Source organism: Flavobacterium aurantiibacter (assembly GCF_002251775.1).
GTDB lineage: Bacteria > Bacteroidota > Bacteroidia > Flavobacteriales > Flavobacteriaceae > Flavobacterium > Flavobacterium aurantiibacter.
Map to the genome: position 1 here is coordinate 1 of NZ_NOXX01000212.1, position 18,586 is coordinate 18,586.

The window sequence follows — 18,586 nt, forward strand, 5'->3', positions numbered from 1 at the left end:
TTATTGATTTTTAATCAATTATGTTTTTTGTCGTGTACTAAAATAAATAAGTTTTGATTGGTGTTTGTAATGATGTTTTCGATTTTAGCCAATAAACTCTAACAATTTATCCATCAATTCACTAGGAGACATAAAATACTCTTCCAATTAAAAAGCCTAAAATTTTGTTGCACTTAAAACACCTCACATATCTCTTCTCAAAGCTACTCTAAGAGTTTTAGTTAAGGTTACGGTTTTTCCGTAAATTTTAAATTTTAACATTTTTGACAGTGCTGCCTAAGACAATAACTTCTGCTGAAACTATTATCTTTCGGTTTATATATCCTCTTGACAAAGTTGCAACTGCACGTTGTACCTAAAGTTATTAAGAAAATCTAGCGTGCACACTTTTTCGAGTTAGCGACAGCAGCGGTTATAAACCAAAGTTTGTGCGTTGCGAGCTGTGATTTTGGCGAGCGACCAACGGAAGCTACGCCAAAACGCTAGCCCGCAAGAAGCAAACGAGGTTTATTGGAGCGAATGGCGCGGCGCGCTATGAATTTCCACCGAACGTTTGCGCGCAACTTCCAAATAATAAATAACACGACTAAAAAAATCTGCTACTTTTACAAAAATTGATTTTATATGGTTTTAAGCAGGTTTTGGCTCAGCATATTTATTGGCTCGATCGTTTTTATCGGTATTGCGCTCTTTACAGGAAACTTCTATACGGTTGATTTTCTGATAAATGGAAAAAAAGACGACAAAATTCTGATTGCTGAGAAATTTCCGAACGAAATTCCTGCCTTTATAGCCGATAGCCTGAGCAAAGCCGACGATAAAACCTTTGTTTTAAACCGAAATACCAAAGATGCCGACACCACTTTTGTGCAAGAAACCAAAACCGTAAAAATATATAGCGGCGTACAAAAAGCCGACGGTTTACTGCCCACCTGTAAAAACACTCTGCTCGATTTAATACTGCCGCTCATTGCCTATCTGGCGTTTTTTTGCGGCTTGATGCAACTGCTTATCGACTCGGGCGCGGCCGAAAAACTCGCCAAATTGCTGAGTCCGATTTTTGTGAAAGTCTTCCCCGACATTCCGAAAAACCACGATTCGATTTCGTACATGACCTTGAATTTTGCCGCGAATTTTCTCGGATTAGACTCGGCCGCCACACCTTTTGGTCTGAAAGCCATGCAAAGTTTGCAGGAACTAAATCCGGACAAAGACAAGGCCAGCAACGCCCAAATTATGTTTATGTGTTTGCACGCCGCGGGTTTAACCTTAATTCCGACCTCGATTATTGGTTACCGCGCAGCCGAAAACGCAGCGAATCCGGCCGATGTGATGCTTCCGTGTATCATTACCTCGTTTGTAGGAACTATTGCAGCCTTCATCATTGTTGGGATTCGCCAACGAATTAACTTTTGGAGTACTACGCTGCTTTCGGGCATTTTCGCTGTAATTGGCGGAATCATCGGATTGCTTTTTTACATCAACGGATTGAACTTGGTGGAAAAAAACTTCTTTACCGCTAATTTATCGGGCATCATGCTGCTTGCTATTATTGGCTTTACCTTGATATTCTCGTTTGCCAACGAAAAGAAATTTGCGGCTTTAGAAACTACCGTTTTCGACTCGTTTGTTGTTGGAGCACGAAACGGATTGCAAACCGGCATTCAGATTTTCCCATACGTTTTGGGTATGCTCGTGGCTATTTCGCTTTTCAGAAACAGCGGTTTGTTTGAACTCATTAGCAACGGAATTGCCTTTGTATTTGCGCAAATGGGAGTGGCCAAAGAAATTACCGATTCGCTGCCGGTTGCGATCTTGCGTCCGTTTTCTTCGGGAGGTTCACGCGGATTTATGATCGATGCCATGCGAAATGCCGGACCCGACTCGTTTACCGGACGTTTGGTGTGTATTTTCCAATGCAGCGCCGAAACTACATTTTATGTAATTGCCGTTTATTTTGGTTCGGTAAACATCAAAAACACGCGATATACTTTGGGCACTATGCTCTTAGTTGATTTGATATGCGTACTAACCGCCATTTTTGTGGCGAGTTGGTTTTTCTAGAATGCCGTTTTTGAAATTGATAACTTCATAAGCAACTTTCGTTTCTTTTTCTACCTTTGCGGTCTTCTATTCTTAAATTGTTTATAGCATGCAACTGTACAACACCTTAAGCGCAGAAGAACGATCCAAAATGATAGACGAAGCCGGAAAGCAGCGTCTAACCATATCGTTCTACGCGTATGCCCAAATTGAAAACCCTCAAGACTTTCGCGATGCCCTTTTCCTAGCGTGGAATCCGCTCGATGTCCTCGGCCGTATTTACGTAGCTAATGAAGGGATTAATGCCCAACTTTCGGTTCCGGCCGATAACTTCTACGAGTTTAAAGACAGCATTGAAGTATATCCTTTTATGCAGAATATTCGTTTGAATATCGCTGTCGAACACGACGATCATTCGTTTTTGAAACTCACAATAAAAGTGCGCGACAAAATTGTTGCCGACGGAATTAACGATCCGGAATTCAATCCTTCGAACATTGGTGTGCATTTAAAAGCCGCCGAATTCAATAAATTACTGGAAGACCCAAACACCATTGTGGTCGATATGCGCAATCACTACGAAAGTGAAATTGGACATTTTGTGGGCGCCATTACACCTGATGTAGATACGTTTCGCGAATCGCTTCCAATAATCGAACAAGAACTTTCCGAACACAAGCAAGATAAAAATTTACTGATGTACTGCACCGGCGGCATTCGTTGCGAGAAAGCAAGTGCGTACATGAAGTACAAAGGTTTTAAGAATGTGTACCAGCTTGAAGGCGGGATCATTGAATACACACGCCAAGTAAAAGCCGAAGGTTTGGAAAGCAAGTTTATTGGAAAAAACTTCGTGTTCGATCATCGTTTAGGCGAACGCATTACCGACGACATTATCGCGCAATGCCACCAATGCGGTGCACCTTGCGACAATCATACCAATTGCGCCAACGAAGGCTGCCATTTGCTGTTTATACAATGCGACAGCTGTAAGGAGAAAATGCAAAACACCTGCTCCGCCGAGTGTCTGGAAATCATTCAATTGCCGGAAGCCGAACAGCGAAAACTCCGCAGCGGCATTATGAATGGAAATAAGATTTTCAAAAAAGGAAAATCCGATAAATTGGTGTACAAAGCGCCGGCAAAAACACAAGTCTTAGCCAAAGCACCCATCGACGAAGCCAAAAAAGTAGCCATTCCGAAAGTACGTCGGGTCAAAATCGGAAAAGCAACGCATTATTTTCCGAAAGCTAGCATCGGAAGATTTAGATTGTTACAAGGCGAGGTTAACGTTGGCGATACCGTTTTAATTTCCGGTCCAACCACCGGCGAACAGGAAGTACAGATTTCCGAACTTTATGTAAACGACCAACCTGCAACGGTGGCAACGGCTCCAGCCGAAATTAGTGTAAAAACCGGCTTTAGAATTCGCTTGTCCGACAAGTTATTTAAGCTCGAAAACGTCGATTAACAATGGATGTATACAAATTACTGCGCTTAAACAGCCGAATTAAGAGTCACCGTCTGAAATTTCTGGGATTGTGGCTGTTGTCGGTTTCGGGCAAACGACATTTGTCGATACAGCTCGACCCGGTTTTAGCTTGTAATTTGCGTTGTACCATGTGCTATTTCACCGATGCCGAATTTGTTCGCAAGAAGATGAAAGGCATTATGAAGAAAGACGATTTGGCGCGGATTTCTGAAGTGATTTTTAAATATGCATTGAAATTGCAAATTGGCTGTGCGGCCGAACCCACGCTCTTTAAAGATAATGTACGACTCGTTGAACTCGCAAAAGAGAAAAAAGTGCCCTTTATCAGCATGGTTACAAACGGGAATTTGTTAGACAAAAAGCAAATTTTTGATTTGGTTTCGGCGGGTTTAGATGAATTTATTTTATCGATGCACGGCGTTCATAAAGAAACCTACGAGAAATTCATGGGTTTGGCGCAGTTCGAAAAATTTCACGAAACACTGAGCGAAATTACCGCCGTAAAACAGCAATTTCCTCAGGTAAAACTTCGCATAAACTATACGTTTAATTCCGACAATTTTGGTGAGTTGCGTTCGTTTTTCGAGCGCTGCGGCAAGTATAATATCGACGTAATTCAACTGCGACCTGTAGATAAAATCGGCGAGTCTGCTTACCAGAATTTTAGTTTGAAAAGCATCGAGGATCAGTATCCGGATCTGGTGGCGAATTTTCAAGAAGAAGCGATAAAACGAAACATTACTTTGTTGTTTCCGGCCTCGGTAAAGCGAAACGAAAACCAGAGTTTAAAGGTTGCGGGCAATAACGACAGTTCGTACTTAATGCCGTACACGTATTGTTACGTTGGTCCCGATTTCTTTTGGAAAGACGACTTCGATTGGCGCAACGAAGGTTTTGCGCAGTGGCAAGGAAGAAACCGCTGGAACTGGCGTTTATTTAAGAACATTTTTGTTTCGAAATCGACATTAGCGTCTTTAAATCGCAACATGCTCAACTACGACGTCGAAATTCACCAAACCTAATTACCGACGCTATTTCGCGGATTAAAAATCGTATCGAATTTGCGGCTCTTACTTTTTTGGGCGCGCCGGCAAACGAGTCATCGCTACGCAAAAGAGGTGCCAGCCGTCACGTGTTCCGCTGTATCTTACGGACCAGAACTGTCGTGGAAATCCTGCGGCGCCAAAAAGGATACCACTGCTATCGCTCACCCGAAAACGTTGCCCCAATCCGTTCTGTTTTAACAATAGCTTTTAATCAACGAAACCTGATAGCGAGTCGAAACTAAATTCACCGACATTTTTCTAGGAATAATACACCACAGCAAAGCAACTTTTTCGAAGGCAGATTTTTACCTTTGAAAAATGAATGTACCTTTTCTAGATTCGTTGACATCCTTAGCCGATTTGCGAGCCGTAGCCGTTGAACGTTTGCCCGAAATAGCACAGGATTTACGCGATCGCATAATCAAAATCGTAGCTGCAAACGAAGGTCATTTAGGCGCAAGCTTAGGTGTGGTCGATCTTACCGTGGCACTGCACTATGTTTTCGATACGCCTAACGACCGACTAATCTGGGACGTGGGGCATCAAGCTTACGGACATAAAATGCTTACCGGTCGTTTAGCGCAATTTCACACCAATCGTAAACTTGGCGGCATCTCTGGTTTCCCGAAACGTTCGGAAAGCGAATTCGATGCGTTTGGCACCGGACATTCATCTACCGCCATTTCCGCAGCGCTCGGAATGGCTTTAGCCGCACAACAGCAAAAAAAGTTCAGCCGCCAACACATCGCTGTTATCGGCGATGCATCTATAGCCGCCGGTATGGCTTTTGAAGCCTTGAATCACGCCGGAGAAACCAACGCTAATTTGCTAATCGTTTTAAACGACAACAGTATCGGAATCGATCCGAGTGTCGGTGCACTCAAGCACTATTTGACCTCACTCGATCAAAACAATCAAACCGTACAAAATCTGTTTCAAAACCTGAACATCGCCTATTTTGGCCCGATTGACGGACACGATTTACCGCAATTGGTTTCGGAACTCCGGGCACAAAAGCAGAAATCGGGCGTTCGTTTACTGCACGTGCGAACTACCAAAGGAAAAGGACTCAAACCAGCCGAACTGAATCAGGTTTTGTACCATGCGCCAGGAAAATTCGATTACCTGACCGGAAAAGTGTACGAAAAAGACGAATCGCACCTGCCGTTAAAGTTCCAAGACGTTTTTGGAACTACCGTATTAGCACTGCTCGAACAACATAAAGATATAATTGCCATAACTCCTGCAATGCCCTCGGGCAGCGGATTGAAAGCTGTGATCGATCGCTTTCCCGAAAATGTCATCGATGTCGGAATCGCCGAACAACACGCGGTAACGCTCGCTGCCGGATTTGCTTGCGAAGGCGTTAAAGTACTTTGTTGCATTTACTCGACATTCTTACAACGAGCTTATGATCAGCTAATTCACGATGTAGCCATTCAAAATTTACCGGTCGTTTTCTGTATCGATCGCGCCGGTTTGGTGGGCGAAGACGGCGCAACACATCACGGAATTTTCGACCTAGCGATGTTGCGAACCGTTCCGAACGTAATTGTCGCGGCACCTAAAGATGAAATCGATTTACAACAACTCTTGTTTACTGCCGTGCATACGTCACAACCGTTCGCGATTCGCTACCCCAGAGCACGAGGCTTTATTCCCGAATGGCGTGCACCGCTTGCTTTCGAACGCATGGAAATCGGAAAAGCAAAACAAGTACGCCACGGAAAACGTATAGCAGTATTTTCGACCGGAACCATTTTTCATGAAGTCGAATCAGCTTTTCAACAGCTCGATAATGTACCGATAGCACACGTACATTTTCCGTTTGTAAAACCGCTCGACCGCAACGCGATTGAATCGGTGGCCGCACAATTTGAAGTAATCATTACCGTTGAAGACGGCGTTGCTGCTGGTGGTTTTGGTTCGGCGGTACTCGAACTTTTGAGCGAGTTGAACTTCCAAGGCCGCACACAAATCATTGGAATTCCCGATGTATTTATCGAACACGGCAGCATACCGGAGTTGCGCAAATTAGCAGGTATCGATGCCCTTACTATTGCCGAGAGCATCAAGAAGTTCTCGTCCAACAATGGTTAAAAACGCAGCAATTTTACGCGCTTCGCAAATAAAGCTTTTCTTTGTGCTGGCGTTTGCAACAACTGCGAAAAGCTGTAAATCTGGAAAAGTTTTGCTATGAAATCATCTTCGAAAAGTGCAGCAATTGGATTTATATTCATTACCATGCTCATCGACATCACCGGTTGGGGAATTATTATTCCCGTTATACCAAAGCTTATCGGTGAATTAATTAATGGCGATATTTCCGAGGCTTCTAAATACGGCGGTTGGCTTACGTTTGCCTACGCCATAACACAGTTTTTGTTTGCACCACTCATTGGAAATTTGAGTGATAAGTACGGCCGACGACCAATTATACTCATCTCGCTTTTTGGCTTCTCGCTCGATTATCTGTTGCTCTCGCTCGCGCCAAACATCACTTGGCTTTTTATTGGTCGGATTTTGGCTGGAGTTACCGGAGCCAGTATCACAACCGCTTCAGCCTATATTGCCGATGTGAGTACGCCTGAAAACAGAGCAAAGAATTTTGGGATGATCGGCGCTGCATTCGGACTCGGTTTTATCATCGGACCCGTTATTGGGGGCTTACTCGGTCAGTTTGGTTCTCGCGTACCGTTTTATGCGGCCGGCGTATTGTGTATGCTCAACTTTTTATACGGTTATTTTATCTTACCCGAATCGCTAAAACCCGCGAATCGTCGAAACTTCGAATGGAAACGAGCCAATCCGGCCGGTGCGTTTCTCAATTTAAAGCGTTATCCCAAACTAATTGGGTTAATACTAGCCATTTTCTTGCTTTATGTGGGTTCACACGCCGTGCACAGCAATTGGAGTTTCTTCACGATTTATAAATTTGGTTGGAGCGAAAAAATGGTGGGCTTGTCGCTAGGTATGGTAGGGCTATTGGTAGCCATCGTTCAAGGCGGATTAATACGTTGGATCAACCCGAAGTTAGGCAATGAGCGCAGTATTTATTTAGGCTTGTTTTTGTATACGTTCGGGATGTTTTTGTTTGCATTGGCCACCGAAAGTTGGATGATGTTTGCCTTTCTTATCCCGTATTGTTTGGGCGGAATTGCTGGTCCGGCCTTACAAGCTGTGGTATCAGGTCAGGTTCCTGCCAACGAACAAGGCGAAATTCAAGGAACGCTTACTAGTTTAATGAGCGCCAGTTCGATCATCGGACCGCCATTAATGGCATCTACTTTTTATTTCTTCACACACGACGGCGCGCCTTTTCAATTTGCGGGTGCTCCCTTCGTTTTAGGAGGTTTTCTTATGTTGTTGAGCACTTTGGTTGCCTACTTTTCCATCAAACGTACTGCACGAATTGTCGCAGCTGATAAGTAAAAGTATTAGGTTTTCAATGTATCCTTAGTTTTTTTGGGCGTTCCTCGCCAAAATGTCCGCCTCCGCTAAAGCTGCGGCGCACATTTCGGCAAGTCCGGCTTTCGCCCATAGTCCTCGCTCACGGTCGTTATCGGAGACGTGCCTCGTCGCTGCGGGCTATTTGGCTCTATCCGTAACGCGAAAAATCGTAATTCAAAAACGTCTTTTGGGTAACGTATGTTGCACAAGGGATTGCAAAGGAAAGCCGTAGTTGCTAAAAGCGATTGAAAAACCGTGCCGTTGCGGCGACCGAAGGAAGCCGTAAGGGCGCGCGGTTGAAACGCTTGTAGCAACTGCGCCTTGCAGTGAAAAGCCCGACCTGCCGCAGTGGTATTTCCACCAATTTTTTTGCGGCGGGATGTGCCCAAATTCGTCAGTTTACCTCTTTACCAATTTATAGTTTAGCGTTCCGGTAGGCGTTGAGAGTTTGAGAATGTAGATGCCGCTAGGCCAAGCGTGCGCTTGAATGTGTAGTTTTCCGTTTACCGATTGCGTACTGCTCACTTTCTTGCCGAGTAAATCGTACACCTGAGCATCGATTTTTGTTTCTGGATTTGTTAAAGTAAGCTCGAAAACATCGGTAACTGGATTGGTGTAAAATTGCACTATAGGTTGAGTCTCGTCGACACTTAATTGCTCGACAAAAGTGGTCGTCCACACAGGCGTAACAATCGCCGGATTGAAATCGAAGTAGATTTCGGCTCTATTTTCAATTACAGTACCTACTTGAAATCCTGCTGTTGGCGATACTTTATACTTAAAATACCCATGCCCAATGTTGGTATTTTCTTGTGATGGCGGTAAATCGATGTTATTAAAAACAACCGTTATTTGATTGCCATTTTGTTGTAACTGGTATCGGTGACTTGCATCGATTGGTGTAAACGAAAGGGCATCGACATTAGTTGGTAAGGTATTTTCAAGTCGGACCGTTTCGGCGGGACCGTTTCCAGTGTTCTCAAATCGTATGGTGTATTCGAGTTCTTCGCCACTTGGCCAAGTTGCGAATACCACTTCGGGTCCGTGTTTTTCGCTTATGTCGTTGGGATCGTACGAGCCCATTACCATCTGCGTTAAAGTGCTGATGTTGTCGGTCGGGTTTACGTCGTTTTCGGCAACTAATGTAGCTGTTGTTGTTACGTAGTCACCTAGTTGTATGTTTGGTANAGATTTTTAATCAATTATGTTTTTTGTCGTGTACTAAACAACAGCATCATTACTTTCGATTACGCAGGTATAGGTTATTCGGAAGGCGAATTACCATTAGACATCAAAGATGTTGCTGCTGAAGTGGTTAAACTTGCCGACTATTTAAAGATTGATAAATTTCACGTCATGGGCTGGTCGTACGGTGGTTGGGTCGCTCAGTACGCCACGTTTATGTATCCCAAACGCGTGCTAAAAACAGTACTGATCGGAACCAATCCGATGGGAAAAACCGAAGTGCCGTTCGAACCTATTTTCCTCGAGAGAGCGCTAAAACCAGTAAACGATTTTGAAGATGCTGTAGTTCTTTTCTTTGAACCAAACTCGGATAAAAGTCGCGCGGCTGCTCAAGAATCAATGGGGAGAATCATGCAACATACCGATTGGTCTAAAGTACCAGCCACACAAGAGGTTTTTCAGCGTTATTTTGCTTCGAATACTGCCATTCTGGAAGATAAAGACCATTTTAGAGCGGGATATGCCCAACTAAAAACTCCGATTTTAGTTTTATCAGGCGACCATGATGTATCATTTGCTACGGAAAACTGGTTTCCCTTACTTAAAAATGCTCCAACGGTACAGCACATCATTTTTCCAGCCGCAGGTCATGCACCACAGTTTCAGTACCCGGAATTGTCGGCTTCCTACATAAATACTTTTCTTAATCAAGAAAATTAGAAATACATCTAAACTATGAGCAAAACAATCGTCATAACTGGTGCCTCTTCAGGATTTGGATTACAGCTTGCTTCAGAGCTTCACCGCAAAGGATTTACTGTTATTGGTACAAGTAGAAAACCGCAATCATACGAGTCCGATGTACCTTTCAAACTTATCAAGCTCGATATTACGGACGACAACTCGATCAAACAATTCACCAACGAACTGTTTAAATTAGTTTCTCGCGTTGATGTACTCATAAACAATGCCGGTTGTTTACTTACCGGAATGGCCGAGGAAACCCCTATTGAGCAAGGAAAACAACAGTTCGAAACCAATTTTTGGGGAACAGTTAAAATCACTAATGCGTTACTTCCCCACTTTAGAAATCAAAAATACGGCCACATTATTACTGTGAGTTCGATTGTTGGTTTGATCGGACCGCCAAATTTGTCGTATTACTCAGCTTCAAAACATGCGGTGGAAGGCTACTTTAAGGCGCTTAGATTCGAATTGATGCCCTTTAACGTTCAGGTAAGTTTGGTAGAACCTAGTTGGTTTCGAACAAATATCGGAGAAAACGCTGTTGCCATAAATAAATCAATTTCCGACTACGACGGCTATCGTGAAAAATGGATCGCCTTCACCAACGACGGCATTAAAAACGCAGAGAATCCGACTCGTGTAACACGACTCATTCATAAAATAATCGATTCCAAACAACCGCCGTTGAAGAATCTGGTAGGTAAAATGTCGGGGACTATCGTCTTCCTTCAGAATTACGCTCCAAAATTATTTGAAAAAAGCATGTTATCCCAGCTAACGAAAGCAAAAACGTAAGCTGAACATCTGCTGATTCATAAAAACAAAAATCTGCTCTTCTGGAGTGGATTTTTTGTCGTTTTCAACAACTATTGATCAAACACAAAAAAGTTCATCATAATGAAAAATCAAAGATTAGAATTTCTAAAAAGTTTTGAAGGACGCATTTTCGAAGGGAGTCCGGCGCCTTTTGCAAAGTGGTTGCAAGGAAAGGTAATCGCTGCGAGTGAAAGTAGCGTTGCATTTGAATTTATTGTTCGGAAAGAAATGACCAACCCCGTTGGTATGCTACACGGTGGTGTTATGGCGGGAATGATCGACGACTGTATTGGCGTAAATTTCTATGTCTTGGGATTAGAGCACTTCTACCCGACCATAAACTTGAACATCGACTTTTTCAGCGCCGCTCGCGAGGGCGAGACAGTTCGGGTGAGAACAGAAGTTGTTAAACTGGGTAAAACGATCATCAATATCCAAGCAGAAATTTTTAATTACGAAAATCGAAAAATTGCGGCAGCAACAGCCAACTTAGCCGTAAGTAACCTAAAAATTTAAGTCACCACCGAAGGTCAAAAATTGTAACTAGATGATCTTCGAGCAACGTGCAAGCAAATACAAATCATCGCTAAAAGCGCAAGACAAAGATGATTGATAATCAGACGACCGAGTTTAACAAAATTCCTCCCAGTATCCAATCATAAAACGATACCTCACTGAAAAACGAACACAAAAAAGTAGTATTTTTAATGAAGCATTGTTGCAGCTAGTCGCTGCGAAAGAAAATGCTACAGTTCAATTAATTACAAGAATTTTCTAATTACGAGTTTTGCTTTTGTTTGCAATAGCTCCCAAATTTAGAAGGACACTTTTTTTATGCAGTTTGGCAGCGGCAAACTTGTTTGAGAGCAATATCTAAACGCTTCGGAATTGCTGCTTCAACTATAAAATCAATTTTAAAAACATTCCCTATTCCCAAAGAAAAATGGGTGATGTCGGTGTACGTAGTTTGCGATTGAATTAAAACTGCACACTTAGAAATTAGCCATTAACTTACTGTTTTTTAGAGCTAAAACGAAAACGATTAGCCAAGAACTTTAAAAATCAGACAAAATTTCAAAAAAATGAACGTTGTTCAAAAAATAATTTTACTTTTGTACCATGACCATCGCCGATCGAAAAGCTAGAGAGAAAGAGGCACTTCGAATGCTCATTCTAAATGGTGCGAAGAAGCTCTTCATTGAAAAGGGAATTGAACAAATCACTATACGAAATATAGCGGACGAGATCGATTATAGCGTAGGAACAGTTTATGTGTATTTTAAGGATAAGAATGCCATACTCCACGATTTACACTCCATTGGATTCCAAGAATTGGGTGGCTATTTTCAGGAGCTATTTAGTATCGAAGATCCTTTGGATCGATTGAAAAAGATGGGGATTACTTATATGAAGTTTGCTTTAGAAAATCAAGAAATGTATGACTTGATGTTTAACGTTAAAGCACCCATGGAATCTATTGAAAGTTCTGAAAAAGAAGACTGGAACGAAGGTACTAACGCATTTGGAGCGCTAAAAAATACGGTTGCACAATGTATGGAAAACGGACATTTCAGCGGACATTCATTAGAACCCTTATCTTTTATTATATGGAGTTTAGTTCACGGGATGTGTTGTTTGGAAATTCGGAACCGCACAAAGGGTGTAAAATTTGATAATCCAGACACCATTTTATATGATGGATACAAAGAGTTTTTAAAAATCTTAGAAAAGTTATAGTTTTTTTGTCTAATAATTTGAACAATGTTCATAATATAAACATCGTACAATGAAGTGTGTATTTAAAATTTATCTAGTGTTTTGCTTTGGGTTGCTCGGATATTCTCAAAATAAATTATTAGAAGACTACATAAAAATCGGTCTTGAGAACAATGAAGTTGTCAAACAACATAATTTCAACATCAATAAAAGCATCTGGGCGTTGAAAGAAGCCAATAGTCTTTTTTATCCAACTACCTCTTTTAATGCCAATTATACAGTTGCCGCCGGAGGAAGAACCATTGATATTCCTATCGGTGATCTACTAAATCCGGTGTATAATACTTTAAACCAATTAACCAATTCCAGCGTTTTTCCAAGATTAGAAAATCAGTCGGTACTTATCAATCCGAATAATTTCTATGATGCAAAAATTCACACCACTGTTCCGCTACTGAATTACGAGATCATTTACAACAAGCGGATCAAAAGGTATCAAAATCAACTTCGTCAAGTTGAAGTCGACATTTATAAAAGAGAGTTGGTAAAAGATATCAAAATTGCATATTTCAAATACATGCAGTCGAAAGAAGCCATAACCATTTATGAAACTGCTTTGAAACTCGCTAAAGAAAACCAAAGGGTAAATCAATCGCTTTTTACGAATCAAAAAATAAATCGCACTGCCGTCTTACGAAGTGATAATGAGGTAAAACGTATTGAAGCCAGGTTAGTAGAAGCCAATCAAAATAGCAAGAATGCGCAAGCGTATTTCAATTTTCTAATCAATCAAAAATTAGATACCGGAATTGAAATCGACATCAGCCTTTCGGCAATTCCCACTGATTTTAATTCTGAAAACACTCAAAAAAGAGAAGAGTTTACTCAACTTCAAAAAGCTGCCGAAATAAATACTTCGGTATCAAAACTTACACAATCTGCATGGTTTCCGAAGCTAAGCGGATTCATAGACATTGGTTACCAAGATTTTGATTTTGAAGTTACTAAGCAGTCTCGCTATTATTTTGGGGGAATTGCTTTAGAGTGGAACATTTTCTCTGGAAATAAAAATAAGTACAAGCTAAAACAAATTGAGGAGGAAGCGAAAAGCATCAATTCCCAAACCGAAAATGTAAAGCAGCAGCTACTGCTCCAATATGAAATAAGCAAGAATAATCTGCTCTCAAAACTAGAAATCTATAAATCGGAGAAGAGTCAAAACATCGCTGCAAAAAAATACAATGATGATGTTTCGCGATTGTACAAAGAAGGACAAGCGCTCTACATTGAACTTTTAGATGCTCAAAACCAGTATATAAATGCCCTCCTTAACTCAAACATAGCACTTTATGAAACCTGGATTGCTTACGCCGAATTAGAACGGGCTAATGCTACTTATACTTTTAACTTTTAAAAACTACTAGAATGAGAATACCTAATTTATTGTTAGTGGTGCCGATAATCGCTGTACTGTCGTGCACTGATGCAAAAAAAACAGCCGAAACCAACGAGGTTATACCCGTAAAAATAATTAATCTAAAAACTTCAAAAAGCAATGAAAATGTTATCGCAACTGGCTTTATTTCAACTGAAAATGAAAATAAACTAGCGTTTAAAATAGGTGGCGTAGTTGACCGCATTTTTGTAAAAGAAGGACAATCTTTTACCAAAGGACAGTTACTAGCCACACTAAAATTAACTGAAATCGACGCACAGGTTTCACAAGCTAAACTGGGCTACGAAAAAAGCAAAAGAGACTATGCAAGGGTTTACAACTTATACAAGGATAGTGTATCGACTTTAGAACAGCTGCAAAATTCAAAAACAGTACTAGAGATCGCTGAAAAAACCTTAGAGCAGGCAACCTTCAATAAAAAGTACGCATACATTCTTGCTTCATCGTCGGGATTTGTTACAAAAAAAATAGCCAACGAGGGAGAAATTATTCAAGGTGGCTTTCCTGTATTGGCAATCAATGAAAACACAGATCAAAAAAATTGGATTGTTAAAATTGGAGTTTCTGAAAGCGATTGGTCGTTAATCACCGAAGGAAATAGTTGTAAAATTGAAGTTAATGGAAAACTCTACTCGGGTACAGTTTCCCTAAAAAGTAGAGCTATCGACAGCGGCTCAGGAACATTTCAAATCGAAATTAAAGTTAAAAATGCTACAAAAGATTTTGCCGTTGGGATGTTCGGCAAAGTAACTATTGATGTTGCTCGAAATAAATCAACCAATATTATTCCTTACAATGCTGTAATTGAAGCCAATGGAAAAAACGCGTATGTATTTGTTCCTACCTCAGATTCAACGGTAAAAAAGATTCCCATAGAGATAGAAAGCTTTAACGAAAAAGAAGTGATCGTTGCCAAAGGATTGGAAGGCATTTCAAGCATTATCACTGCTAATTCTCCATTCTTGAATGAACAGTCTAAAATAAAAATCATTAAATAAAATGAGCCTTACCAATTTTACAATTAAAAACTATCCTTTTACTATCGTGGTTTTTGTAATGATAGCAGTTGTTGGTTTTGTAACGCTATTTACTATGCCACGAGCAGAGGATCCGCAAATTAACCCTCCCTCCTATCCTATTGTAGTGATTTATCCCGGTACGAGTCCGAAGGATATGGAAGAATTAGTGGTAAAACCGATTGAAAATAAATTATATGAGCTCGATAACGTCGATAAAATTGTCACGTCGATTGAAGATGGTTTAGCTGTAATACAAGTCGACTTTAAATATGGAGAAGATGTCGATAACAAGTATCAAGAAGTTATTAGAGAGGTTAATAACTTACGAAGTGAATTGCCTGAAGACCTACAGAAAATTGAAATCCGAAAAGTTGATCCTTCCGATGTAAACATTTTTCAGATTGCGCTACTTTCTGAAAATGCTTCTTACAGCGACTTAAAAAAATACGGCGATGATTTAAAAGAAAAATTAGAAAAAGTTAAAGAACTAAAGAAAGTTAAAGTCTCTGGTGCGCCAGAAGAAACCATTAGAATCGATTTAAAACTCGACAAACTCGCCGAGCTAAAAATTCCATTAAACGTTGTCATCGGAAGTTTACAAAGCGAGGCCTTAAACATTCCTGGCGGAAACTTAGATGCAGGTAACAAAACGTTTAATGTAAAAACAAGCGGCAAGTTTACAGATATCAACGATATCAAAAACACAGTAGTTTACAACGGTAACGGCAAAATCACTACGCTAAAAGAAGTGGCGCAAGTCGATTATAAGCTGCAGGAAGAGAAACACATTACCCGATTAAACGGACATCGCTGTGTTTTAGTTTCTGCAGCTCAAAAGGTTGGAGCCAATATTAGCAGTACTCAAAAAAAATCGTTGCCGATCATCAACGATTTTGAGAAATTGCTTCCAACCAACATTGCGTTAATCAAAAATTTTGATCAAGCGGATAACGTAGCCTTACGTCTCTCCGGATTAGGAATCGATTTTGTCATAGCACTGGGCTTAGTACTTATAACACTTTTACCTCTCGGAACTCGAGCATCAGTAATAGTAATGATTGCTATTCCGTTATCATTAGCCTTGGGCTTAATCGGATTAAATGCGTTTGGATTCTCACTAAATCAGTTAAGCATAGTCGGACTTGTGGTTTCGCTAGGTCTCTTAGTTGACGACAGTATTGTTGTGGTTGAAAACATTGAACGCTGGTTGAGAGAAGGACACACAAAAAGGGAAGCTGCCTTGAAAGCAACGAAACAAATTACCTTGGCTGTTATCGGGTGCACTGCAACACTGGTAATTTCGTTTTTACCCCTAGTGTTTTTACCTGCTGGGCCGGGTGAGTTTATCAGAGGATTACCAATGGCCGTCATCTGCACAATTCTGGCATCTATGATAGTGTCACTAACTTTAGTTCCATTTTTATCAAGCCGGATTTTAAAAGAACATCACGACGCGGCGGGTAACATATTTCTTCAGTATCTACAGAAATTTATCAGCAGAACCTACACGCGATTAATGCATAAAGCCTTGGCTAAGCCGCTGATCACCTTAGTAATTACTTTAGCACTTTTTATTGGTTCTCTAGCTCTTTTCCCTGTAATTGGATTTAAACTGTTCCCTTCCTCAGAAAAACCTATATTCTTAGTAAACATTAGAATGCCGTTACAAACAAGTTTAGCGGAAAGTAAAAAAATAACCTCGTTAATAGAAACTCAAATTGCTAAAAATCACGAGATAAAGTTTTTTACATCAAATATTGGAAAAGGAAATCCTCAAATTTATTACAACGTACCCCAAAAGGAAGAAAAAAACGATTTTTCGCAAATTTTTATTCAACTAGCAGATAATGCGCAACCTCAGAATAAAATCGCACTGATTGAAAAACTACGGAAACAATTCAAAGATTTTCCATTTGCAAAAATCGAAATTAAAGACTTTGAACAAGGTCCGCCCATCGAAGCTCCGATTTCAATTCGAGTCTTCGGAGACAATCTAGATACTTTAAGAAGATTGTCGTTTGATGTGGAAAAAATCGTTAAGTCAAATTCCGGCGCCATTTACGTAAACAACGATTTAAACACGCTGAAAACAGATTTGAAAGTTAACATCAATCGTGAGAAAGCTAGAACTCTCGGAGTTTTAACAGCTGATATCGACAAGACAATACGATTAGCAGTTGCGGGAATCTCGATTGGAACTTATACTGATGAAGAGGGAGATGATTTTGAAATGGAATTAACTATTCCTAAGAGCGATAAGACAACGCTCGCTGCATTAACAAACTTATATGTTAACAATGCCGTTGGAACACCAATTCCGTTAAAACAAATCGCAAATACTGAATTTGTAACATCGCCAAATAACATCAACCATTTTGATAAAAACCGCTTTATAAAGATTACCGCATCTACGAGAGACGGAATACTGGCAAATGATGTATTAAAAGATATCGTACCAAAGTTAGATCAATTGAAAATGCCTAAGGGCTACTATTACAAATTATCTGGGGAAGCAGAAAGTGAAGGCGATGCCTTTGGCGGCAATTTTATCACAATTATTATTCTAACTGTTTTCTTATTCATCGCAGTACTAATCTTACAATTTAAAACCTTCAAAGGAATCCTTATAGTACTATCTGTAATTCCTTTAGGGGTAATCGGTGGCGTTTCTATGCTTTGGCTTTCTGATAATCCGATGTCGTTTATTGCTATTGTTGGCTTTATTGGATTGGCGGGGATAGAGGTAAAAAACTCCATTTTATTGGTCGATTTCACCAATCAGCTGCGACTGGAAGGAGTTCCTTTGGAAGAAGCCATCGAAAAAGCAGGTGAAATACGCTTTTTGCCTGTTGTACTTACCTCGCTAACTGCAATAGGAGGTTTAATTCCACTTGCAATGAATCCTAATCCTCAAATATCTCCGCTTGCACTTGTATTAATCGGAGGTTTAATAAGCTCTACCATCTTATCGAGAATTGTTACTCCAGTAATGTATAAACTAATTCCTCCGAAAATATAAATAATTAAAAATTAAATACTTATAGAAATGAAGAAAGTTTTTTTACTGCTGCTTTTAATAATCGGTTCGGGAAGTACCGCGGCGGCACAATCGAAAGCTGATGCCATTCTTGGAGAATGGATCAATGAAAAAAAGGATGCGAAATTTCAGATATTTAAACAAGGTGATAAATACTTCGGGAAAATCATTTGGGGCACCGGCGATCAAACAAAAGACACTAAAAACCCAGATAGTAAGCTGCGCAATAGAGAGCTTATCGGGTTAACCATTTTGAAAAATTTTGTCTTTGATGGTGACGACACTTGGGAGGATGGAACTATTTACGACCCAAGAGAAGGGAAAACCTATTCTTGTAAAATCACACAAAAAGAAACTAATAAAATAAATGTTCGAGGCTTTGTTGGTATTTCACTTTTCGGGCGAACAGAAGTGTGGACAAAAATCAAATAACAGGAAGAAATATGGAAAACTACATCTTAATTACTGGCGCAAGCTCGGGAATTGGTTACGAAATGGCTAAAAAGTTGGCTGAACGAAAGTATAATTTAATTTTTTTTTTAGTACACGACAAAAAACATAATTGATTAAAAATCAATA

The 18,586-nt window shown here is 40.4% G+C and carries 14 protein-coding genes; 13 read left to right on the forward strand and 1 reads right to left on the reverse strand.

The genetic code is table 11. The features are described from left to right. Window positions 1–624 precede the first annotated feature (624 nt). The 5 genes from CHX27_RS11730 to CHX27_RS11750 all read left to right on the forward strand — a co-directional run bounded on the left by CHX27_RS11730 (window position 625) and on the right by CHX27_RS11750 (window position 8,013). On the forward strand, window positions 625–2,064 hold the full coding sequence (locus CHX27_RS11730; protein WP_094486965.1) for a nucleoside recognition domain-containing protein: 1,440 nt from the start codon (window positions 625–627) through the stop codon (window positions 2,062–2,064). 88 nt (window positions 2,065–2,152) lie between these two features. Then, window positions 2,153–3,514 carry an oxygen-dependent tRNA uridine(34) hydroxylase TrhO gene (gene trhO / locus CHX27_RS11735; protein WP_094486966.1) on the forward strand — a complete coding sequence of 454 codons (1,362 nt, stop codon included), beginning with the start codon at window positions 2,153–2,155 and terminating at the stop codon, window positions 3,512–3,514. Window positions 3,515–3,516: 2 nt separating this feature from the next. Beyond that, window positions 3,517–4,557, forward strand: coding sequence for a radical SAM protein (locus CHX27_RS11740; protein WP_094486967.1), 1,041 nt, complete (start codon window positions 3,517–3,519; stop codon window positions 4,555–4,557). A 342-nt stretch (window positions 4,558–4,899) separates the two neighbouring features. Further along, the gene (locus CHX27_RS11745) at window positions 4,900–6,681 is read left to right on the forward strand and encodes a 1-deoxy-D-xylulose-5-phosphate synthase (protein ID WP_094486968.1); all 1,782 of its coding nucleotides are present in this window, start codon (window positions 4,900–4,902) and stop codon (window positions 6,679–6,681) included. Window positions 6,682–6,777: 96 nt separating this feature from the next. Next, window positions 6,778–8,013, forward strand: a complete 1,236-nt coding sequence (locus CHX27_RS11750; RefSeq protein ID WP_094486969.1) for a TCR/Tet family MFS transporter — start codon at window positions 6,778–6,780, stop codon at window positions 8,011–8,013. A gap of 417 nt (window positions 8,014–8,430) precedes the next feature. Here the strand turns inward: CHX27_RS11750 and CHX27_RS11755 are convergent, their stop codons facing one another. Beyond that, window positions 8,431–9,120, reverse strand: coding sequence for a T9SS type A sorting domain-containing protein (locus CHX27_RS11755; protein WP_094486970.1), 690 nt, complete (start codon window positions 9,118–9,120; stop codon window positions 8,431–8,433). 84 nt (window positions 9,121–9,204) lie between these two features. Between CHX27_RS11755 and CHX27_RS11760 the strand changes: the two genes are divergently transcribed. The 8 genes from CHX27_RS11760 (at window position 9,205) to CHX27_RS11795 (ending at window position 18,439) form a co-directional block, all read left to right on the forward strand. Continuing rightward, the gene (locus tag CHX27_RS11760) at window positions 9,205–9,936 is read left to right on the forward strand and encodes an alpha/beta fold hydrolase (protein WP_094486971.1); all 732 of its coding nucleotides are present in this window, start codon (window positions 9,205–9,207) and stop codon (window positions 9,934–9,936) included. A gap of 15 nt (window positions 9,937–9,951) precedes the next feature. Then, on the forward strand, window positions 9,952–10,758 hold the full coding sequence (locus CHX27_RS11765) for an SDR family oxidoreductase (RefSeq protein ID WP_094486972.1): 807 nt from the start codon (window positions 9,952–9,954) through the stop codon (window positions 10,756–10,758). 102 nt (window positions 10,759–10,860) lie between these two features. After that, window positions 10,861–11,295: a PaaI family thioesterase gene (locus CHX27_RS11770; RefSeq protein WP_094486973.1), complete on the forward strand. Its 435-nt coding sequence runs from the start codon at window positions 10,861–10,863 to the stop codon at window positions 11,293–11,295. Between the two features lie 603 nt (window positions 11,296–11,898). Beyond that, the gene (locus CHX27_RS11775; protein ID WP_094486974.1) at window positions 11,899–12,516 is read left to right on the forward strand and encodes a TetR/AcrR family transcriptional regulator; all 618 of its coding nucleotides are present in this window, start codon (window positions 11,899–11,901) and stop codon (window positions 12,514–12,516) included. Window positions 12,517–12,565: 49 nt separating this feature from the next. Then, entirely contained in the window at window positions 12,566–13,909 is a 1,344-nt protein-coding gene (locus tag CHX27_RS11780) for a TolC family protein (RefSeq protein WP_094486975.1), read from the forward strand. Window positions 13,910–13,920: 11 nt separating this feature from the next. Further along, window positions 13,921–14,949: an efflux RND transporter periplasmic adaptor subunit gene (locus tag CHX27_RS11785; protein WP_094486976.1), complete on the forward strand. Its 1,029-nt coding sequence runs from the start codon at window positions 13,921–13,923 to the stop codon at window positions 14,947–14,949. Window position 14,950: 1 nt separating this feature from the next. Beyond that, window positions 14,951–17,989: an efflux RND transporter permease subunit gene (locus CHX27_RS11790; protein ID WP_094486977.1), complete on the forward strand. Its 3,039-nt coding sequence runs from the start codon at window positions 14,951–14,953 to the stop codon at window positions 17,987–17,989. Window positions 17,990–18,016: 27 nt separating this feature from the next. Continuing rightward, a complete protein-coding gene (locus CHX27_RS11795; RefSeq protein ID WP_094486978.1) occupies window positions 18,017–18,439 on the forward strand; it encodes a DUF2147 domain-containing protein in 423 nt (140 codons plus the stop codon). The last annotated feature ends 147 nt before the right edge of the window (window positions 18,440–18,586 follow it).